Genomic DNA, 8,049 nt, shown 5'->3' with positions numbered 1-8,049 from the left:
ATTCGAACCCTCGATGGGAGTTAAAGCCCATACTCCCTTAGCAGGGGAGCGCCTTCGGCCACTCGGCCACCTCTCCGTTTCTTGGCGCACATATTACTGTTTGCCGAAAATAAGTCAAACCTTTTTCAGCATCTTATATTCATTTGAACTGTTTTTGAGCACATTGATGAGTTAAGCCACAATTATCATCAATTCATTTAAAAAAATTTGTATTTTTTTTAGCAAACAATCTTAAATAGTCTAAAAACAATAAAGCCAGCTTTCGCTGGCTTTATTGGTAAATCGCAAACAATGTCTGATATATCAGAAATTGCCACCATCTTCAGGTGTAACGTTGCCAGATTTTTCAGACTGGATACGTTGATAAATTTCTTCGCGATGAACTGATACTTCTTTAGGTGCATTCACACCGATACGTACTTGGTTACCTTTTACACCTAGTACAGTAACAGTCACTTCATCACCTATCATTAATGTTTCGCCAACACGGCGAGTCAAAATCAGCATTCGATTGCTCCTTTAGTCCAATCAGCATACACCAGCTTCTATCCGTAATATGCGCGTTTAATAATGTTAGCTTAATACAAATCATTAGTGACGACACTAAATCAATAAAACTTTTAAGCTTTTTACCCCAAAAAAAAGAAAAAACGTATTCCTGCGGCCTGATTATTTCAAGTTGATAACATTTAAAGGCTATTCTTTAAACAAAAGCAAAACAGGTAATTTAATAAATTGCTGCTTATGCGTACAAAAAAAGCATAAAAGTTGCTTCAATTTAGAATTATAGTAGCTTGAGTCAAAAAAGCGTAAAAAATGATACCTAAGAATGCTTTATAAGCTTGCCGAACCACTATCTCAAAGCTCAACCTAATACTCAAGCCATAAAATGCCGTAAACACCTTATGGCTTAAGTTGTCAGTTAGCCTAAACGTTCGCTGAGCCATGGTTGAACTAAGGCTAATGCTGCATCTAAGTTCTCTGGTTGTGTTCCGCCAGCTTGGGCCATATCAGGGCGCCCACCACCTTTACCGCCAACCTGCTGTGCTACCATAGCCACAAGTTCACCAGCTTTAACCTTACCGACAAGATCTTTGCTCACACCAGCAATCAAGTTAACCTTTGCATCGCCAGCAATACCGAGCACGATAATTGATGACGGTAACTTTTGCTTCAGCTCATCTTGCAAGCCTCGTAAAGATTTAGGGTCCACACCTTCAAGCTTTTTAACTAATACCTTGATGCCGTTCATCTCAACAGCTTCACCAGCAATATCGGCACTGGCTGCTGCAGCTAACTTATCTTTTAGCTGCGACATTTCTTTCTCAAGGGATTTTACTTTATCAAGCTGTGCTTTTAATTTCGCTACAACAGAGGCTGAATCTGACTTAAGCAAACTTGCCGCTTGTTCAAGTTGAGATTGCTGCTCAGCAACATAAGCCATTGCTGCGGCACCCGTTACCGCTTCAATACGGCGAATACCTGCTGCAATACCACCTTCTGAAGTGATTTTGAATAAACCAATATCACCAGTACGGCCAACATGAGTACCACCACAAAGCTCGATAGAGAAGTCACCCATGGTAACCACACGCACTTCGCTGTCATACTTTTCGCCAAACAACGCCATTGCGCCCTGCTCTTTGGCTTCATCAATCCCCATAACCGCAGTTTTTAATTCATGGTTACGACGAATTTGAGTATTAACCATGTCTTCAACTTGCTTAAGTTCTGCTGCGGTGACCGCTTCAAAGTGAGCAAAGTCAAAACGTAAACGCTCAGGGTTAACTAATGACCCTTTTTGATTTACATGGCTACCCAGTACATTACGTAGTGCTGCATGTAATAAATGGGTCACTGAATGGTTAAGCTGAGTACGATGACGAAGTTTTTTATCGACTTCAGCGCTAACGCTATCACCAACATTTAAAACACCAGCAACTAACTTGCCTTGATGACCGAAAGCTTGACCAAAAATTTGAGTATCGGTCACAGCAAAATTAGCATCATTAACTGTTAAATGGCCTTTGTCGCCAACTTGACCGCCAGACTCAGCGTAAAACGGCGTATTATCTAATACAATGACCGCTTCTTGATCTGCCGTTAATGAATCAACTGCATTACCTTCTACATATATAGCTGTAATTTTACCTTGACCATTTAGCTCGCTATAACCGCAAAACTCGGTTTCACCTTCAATTTTAAGGCCTGCATTGTAATCAGTGCCAAAATTGCCAGCCGCTTGTGCTCGGCTGCGCTGCTCAGCCATTGCCGCTTCAAATCCTGCTTCATCAACGGTGATATCACGCTCACGACATACATCCGCGGTTAAGTCGACAGGGAAGCCATAGGTGTCATAAAGTTTAAATGCTGTTTCACCATCTAAAATATTAGCTTCAAGTGCATTAAGGGCTGCATCTAAAATACCTAGGCCACGCTCTAGCGTTCTAGCAAACTGCTCTTCTTCGGCTTTTAAAGACTTTTCAACAATTGCTTTAGCATCAACAAGGCCTTTAGCTGCATCGCCCATCACTTCAATTAATGTTGGCACTAATTTGTAGAAGAAGGTATCTGTCGCGCCAAGCTTGTTACCATGACGCACTGCGCGGCGAATAATACGGCGTAGTACATAGCCGCGGCCTTCATTTGACGGCATTACACCGTCAGCAATTAAAAATGCACAAGAGCGAATATGATCGGCAATAACCCGTAAAGATTTATTTTCTAAATCTTGGACACCAATGATTTCAGCCGTTTTAGCAATAAGCTGTTTGAAAATATCGATTTCATAGTTTGAATGTACGCCTTGCATAATCGCAGCAATACGCTCAATACCCATACCAGTATCAACAGAAGGTTTTGGTAATGGCTTCATTTCGCCGTCAGCTTGACGGTTGTATTGCATGAATACGATATTCCAGATTTCAATGAAACGATCGCCATCTTCTTCTGGAGTACCAGGGCGACCGCCCCAGATATGCTCGCCATGATCATAAAATATTTCAGAACATGGGCCACAAGGACCTGTGTCACCCATTTGCCAGAAGTTATCAGACGCATAAGGTGCACCTTTATTATCACCAATGCGGATAATATTTTCAGGGGCGACACCAATTTTGTTAGTCCAGATATCAAACGCTTCATCATCAGTTTCATAGATGGTGACGCATAAACGCTCGGTTGGAAGCTTTAATGTTTCAGTTAAAAAGCGCCATGCATAGCTAATGGCTTCTTCTTTGAAGTAATCACCAAAACTGAAGTTACCTAACATTTCAAAGAAGGTATGGTGACGAGCGGTGTAACCTACATTATCAAGGTCGTTATGTTTACCACCAGCACGTACACAGCGTTGCGATGTTGTCGCTCGGGTATAGCTACGCTTTTCTTGACCTAAAAAACAGTCTTTAAACTGATTCATACCGGCATTGGTGAATAGTAAAGTTGGGTCATTGTGAGGTACTAAAGAGCTACTATCGACAACTTGATGTTCGTTGTGACGAAAAAACTCTAGGAAAGCACTTCTTAGTTCTGCGGTAGTTTGAAACATGAAATCGCCCTAAAATGGATAAATCGTATTTATCAGGAAGCTGTTAGTCAGCGCTAAATTGCCAACATTATATACTTAAACAAACTATAGGTGCGACATTCTAGGGCAATAGATTGGCTATTTTAGGCTGGAATTTAACGATTTTGATCATCGAATATTTGATTGATTGTGCAATATAGCCATATTTATGGGTAATCAAAAAATTACCGCAACTAAAACAGCTAACAAAACGGCTAACAAGAGTGGCTATAAAGCTAATTGATAGGCGCTGTTAAGCTTCATTAGCGTAACAGCAAAATATAGCCTCTGACAGATATGAGTTACATACTGAGCAAAATTGGATAAAAAAAAGCGGCGAGCATATAGCTCACCGCGATTTAATAATTCTAACTACTAATACCTAGCAAAGGCTTAAAACACTTCACCGGTTTCTAAATCGATGTTTTCATCGGGTTTAGCAGGGGCGGCATCTTTTTCTTTATCTTTACTAAGCAATAATTCACGTAATGCAGTTTCGATCTCTTCAGCCGCAGCAGGGTTTTCAATTAGGTACTTACCGGCATTTGCACGGCCTTGACCAATCTTGCCGCCTTTGTAGCTATACCAAGCACCAGCTTTTTCAACAAGCTTATGCGCCACACCTAAATCAACTAGCTCACCAGTACGGTTAATACCCTTACCGTACAAGATTTGGAATTCAGCTTGCCTAAATGGCGCTGCAATTTTGTTTTTAACCACTTTAACTCGGGTTTCGTTACCAACCACCTGATCGCCATCTTTGATTGCACCTGTACGGCGAATATCCAAACGCACTGAGGCGTAAAACTTAAGTGCATTACCACCTGTTGTAGTTTCTGGGTTACCGAACATCACACCAATTTTCATACGAATTTGGTTAATGAAAATCAATAGCGTGTTTGATTGCTTAAGGTTACCAGCAAGTTTACGCATTGCTTGGCTCATCATACGAGCAGCAAGGCCCATGTGTGAGTCACCAATTTCACCTTCAATTTCAGCTTTTGGTGTTAATGCCGCCACTGAATCGACAATGATCACATCAACGGCGCCAGAGCGAGTTAAGGCATCACAAATCTCGAGTGCTTGTTCACCCGTATCTGGTTGCGAACAAAGTAGGTTATCAATATCAACACCAAGGTTTTTAGCATAGATAGGATCAAGAGCATGCTCAGCATCGATAAACGCACAGGTTTTACCTTGACGCTGTGCTGCTGCAATCACTTCTAAGGTTAAGGTTGTTTTACCTGATGACTCAGGACCGTAGATTTCTACGATTCGCCCCATAGGTAAACCACCAGCACCCAAGGCAACATCCAATGAAAGTGAGCCAGTAGAAATGGTTTCAACATCCATTGTGCGGTCTGCGCCCAACTTCATGATTGAACCTTTACCAAATTGCTTCTCAATTTGACCTAACACGGCATTCAGTGCTTTCTCTTTATTTGGATCTGCTTTCATTGTGATTATCCCTCTAAGCGAACTCATCTCATTGGCGAGATTGATAACGAATAAATTTGTCTGTTTCTTAATATGAGCTCAGTATACTGTATAATCATACAGTATCAATAGTTACTCAAAAAAAAATTGCAAAACCACTAATAAACAAGGTTTTTCAATATCAATATCAATACCTTATAAGTAAAAATATAATTAAAACTTCTACACCACTGTATATAAAGACTACTGTATACAGTGGTTTCAATATGTTAACCATCTGACAAATAAGCCAATAGTTATACTCTTTCAACTCGATAATAGCAGTTCAGAACCGCGCTAAATGAGTAACTCTATTGGGATTCAAATCAATTATTGCTAAGATGAGCGCCGATTAGTATTGGTCTTTTTTCCGATCCCCAAGCCATATTTAGAGCAACAAATTAATGACAGCAATTGAAAATCCAAATTTAGAAAAGCACACTCCGATGATGCGCCAATATTTGACGCTTAAAGCGCAGCATCCCGATATGTTGTTGTTTTATCGTATGGGAGATTTTTATGAATTATTTTATGAAGATGCCAAACTTGCTTCTGAATTTTTAGGAATTTCGTTGACCGCTAGAGGCAAAAGTGGTGGTAATGCCATCCCTATGGCAGGTATTCCCTACCACTCTGTTGAAGGCTATTTGGCTAAATTAGTCCAAATTGGTCAATCAGCAGCTATTTGTGAACAAATTGGCGATCCTGCTACAAGTAAAGGTCCGGTTGAGCGCAAAGTTGTCCGTATAGTAACGCCTGGCACCTTAACTGATGAAGCCTTACTGCAAGAGCGTCAAGACAATCTGTTAGCTGCGGTTTATCAAGGTAAAAATGGTTTCGGCTACTCAACTTTAGATGTGTCATCAGGGCGTTTCGTGGTAGTCGAATTAGAAAACGCTGAGACATTAGAAGCTGAATTACAACGCACCAGCCCTGCAGAGCTACTTTACAGCGAAGACTTAGTCGATGTGCATTTAATTGAAAACATTAAAGGTATTCGTCGCCGCCCAGAATGGGAATTTGATTACGATACCAGCATACAGCTATTGCTGGAGCAATTTGGCACGAAAGATTTACATGGCTTTGGCATTACAGATGCTCGCTTATCACTGCAAGCTGCTGGCTGCTTAATGCAATATGTCAAAGACACCCAAAAGACAGCTTTGCCGCACATCAATAGCATTACCCTTTTTAATCAAGCTGATACTATCATTTTAGATGCTGCGACCAGACGCAACCTTGAATTAACTTTGAACCTGTCGGGCCAGCGTGACAATACACTTGCTTGGGTGCTAGATAAGACGGCAACACCTATGGGCAGTCGAATGCTGCAACGCTGGATCCACCAACCATTAAGAAACCAGCAGCATATTCATCAGCGCCAACAAGCGGTTGCCGAGCTAATTGATAGCGGTTTGTATGCCGACTTACACCAACAACTGAAAGCTTTAGGTGATATCGAGCGCATTATGGCAAGGCTTGCCATAAGAAGTGCACGACCACGTGATTTTGCCCGTTTACGCCAAGCATTAGAATTGCTGCCTGAAATCCAGCAAACCTTAAGCCATTGTCAGCAAGATGAACTGAAGACTCTGGCGCGAAAACTGGGAGAATTCCCTGAGCAGCAACAGCTTTTAGCCTCAGCGATTGTTGATAATCCACCCATGCTTATTCGTGATGGTGGAGTCATTAAAACTGGCTATAACGCCGAGCTTGATGAGTGGCGCGGTTTAAGTGAAGGCGCTAATGACTATTTAGTGCAAATGGAGCTGCGAGAAAAAGAGCAAACAGGCATTAATTCCCTTAAAGTCGGCTATAACCGTGTGCACGGTTATTATATTGAAGTCAGCCGCCTACAATCTGATCAAGTGCCGTTAAGCTATCAACGCCGTCAAACCTTAAAAAATACTGAACGTTATATCACCCCAGAACTTAAAGAGTACGAAGAAAAAGTACTTTCAAGTCAGGGCAAGGCGTTGGCCATTGAGAAAAAACTATGGGAAGAACTGTTTGATTTATTACTACCGAAACTACATGAGTTTCAGCTATTTGCTCAGTCCGCAGCAGAGTTGGATGTATTAAGTAATTTCGCCGAACGAGCTGAAACCCTTGGCTATAATTGCCCGCAAATCACTCACGAGATTGGTATTCATATTGAAGCTGGTCGCCATCCGGTAGTAGAGCTAGTCAGCCAAAGTCCATTCATTGCCAACCCGGTGCAATTAGCACCTTCAAGAAGAATGCTAGTGGTTACTGGCCCTAATATGGGCGGTAAATCGACTTACATGCGCCAAGTGGCATTAATCACCTTAATGGCACATATCGGCAGCTTTGTTCCGGCACAAAAAGCAGTGATAGGTCCAATAGATAGAATATTTACCCGTATTGGTGCTTCCGATGATTTAGCATCAGGGCGCTCAACCTTCATGGTAGAAATGACTGAAACCGCCAATATTTTACATAACGCAACGGCCAAAAGTTTAGTGTTAATGGATGAAATTGGCCGCGGCACCTCAACCTATGATGGTTTATCTTTAGCCTGGTCAGCGGCAGAATACTTAGCCGAAAAAGTGGCGGCATTAACGCTATTTGCCACCCATTACTTTGAACTGACTCAATTGCCGGAACAGATCCCATCAGCAGCGAATGTGCACTTAGATGCTATCGAACATGGTGACACTATTGCCTTTATGCATGCAGTGCAAGATGGCGCGGCAAGTAAGAGCTATGGTTTACAGGTGGCCTCTTTAGCGGGTGTTCCAGCCCATGTGATCAAAGCGGCTAAACAAAAACTGCATATGCTAGAAAGTAGAGATTTGGCCAATAGCCAGCAAATGCCAATTCAAGAAGCATTAAATTTATCTATCCCTGAAGCTGAAGCGAATGCTGCGACTGAAAAACTCAGTCAAATCAATCCTGATGATTACAGCCCTAAACAAGCACTTGATATGCTTTATGAACTAAAAAGGCTATCAAACTTGTAAGTGATGAGCGCAATTGTGCTCAGT

Annotated in this window: 4 protein-coding genes; 1 reads left to right on the top strand and 3 read right to left on the bottom strand. The window is 41.7% G+C overall.

The window, feature by feature from the left end:
* Window positions 1-303: 303 nt before the first annotated feature.
* From csrA to recA, 3 genes are all read right to left on the bottom strand, one after another.
* A complete protein-coding gene (gene csrA, locus Q4546_RS18865) occupies window positions 304-507 on the bottom strand; it encodes a carbon storage regulator CsrA (RefSeq protein WP_076542996.1) in 204 nt (67 codons plus the stop codon).
* 415 nt (window positions 508-922) lie between these two features.
* On the bottom strand, window positions 923-3,547 hold the full coding sequence (alaS, locus tag Q4546_RS18860; protein ID WP_102438090.1) for an alanine--tRNA ligase: 2,625 nt from the start codon (window positions 3,545-3,547) through the stop codon (window positions 923-925).
* A 411-nt stretch (window positions 3,548-3,958) separates the two neighbouring features.
* The gene (gene recA, locus Q4546_RS18855) at window positions 3,959-5,023 is read right to left on the bottom strand and encodes a recombinase RecA (protein ID WP_076542998.1); all 1,065 of its coding nucleotides are present in this window, start codon (window positions 5,021-5,023) and stop codon (window positions 3,959-3,961) included.
* A gap of 422 nt (window positions 5,024-5,445) precedes the next feature.
* Between recA and mutS the strand changes: the two genes are divergently transcribed.
* Window positions 5,446-8,025, top strand: a complete 2,580-nt coding sequence (gene mutS, locus Q4546_RS18850) for a DNA mismatch repair protein MutS (RefSeq protein ID WP_303446837.1) — start codon at window positions 5,446-5,448, stop codon at window positions 8,023-8,025.
* The last annotated feature ends 24 nt before the right edge of the window (window positions 8,026-8,049 follow it).

It is taken from the genome of Shewanella sp. 4_MG-2023, assembly GCF_030548015.1.
Classification (GTDB): Bacteria; Pseudomonadota; Gammaproteobacteria; order Enterobacterales; family Shewanellaceae; genus Shewanella.
The sequence above is the reverse complement of the archived record's forward strand: the minus strand, read 5'-3'. Positions and strand labels throughout refer to the sequence as shown.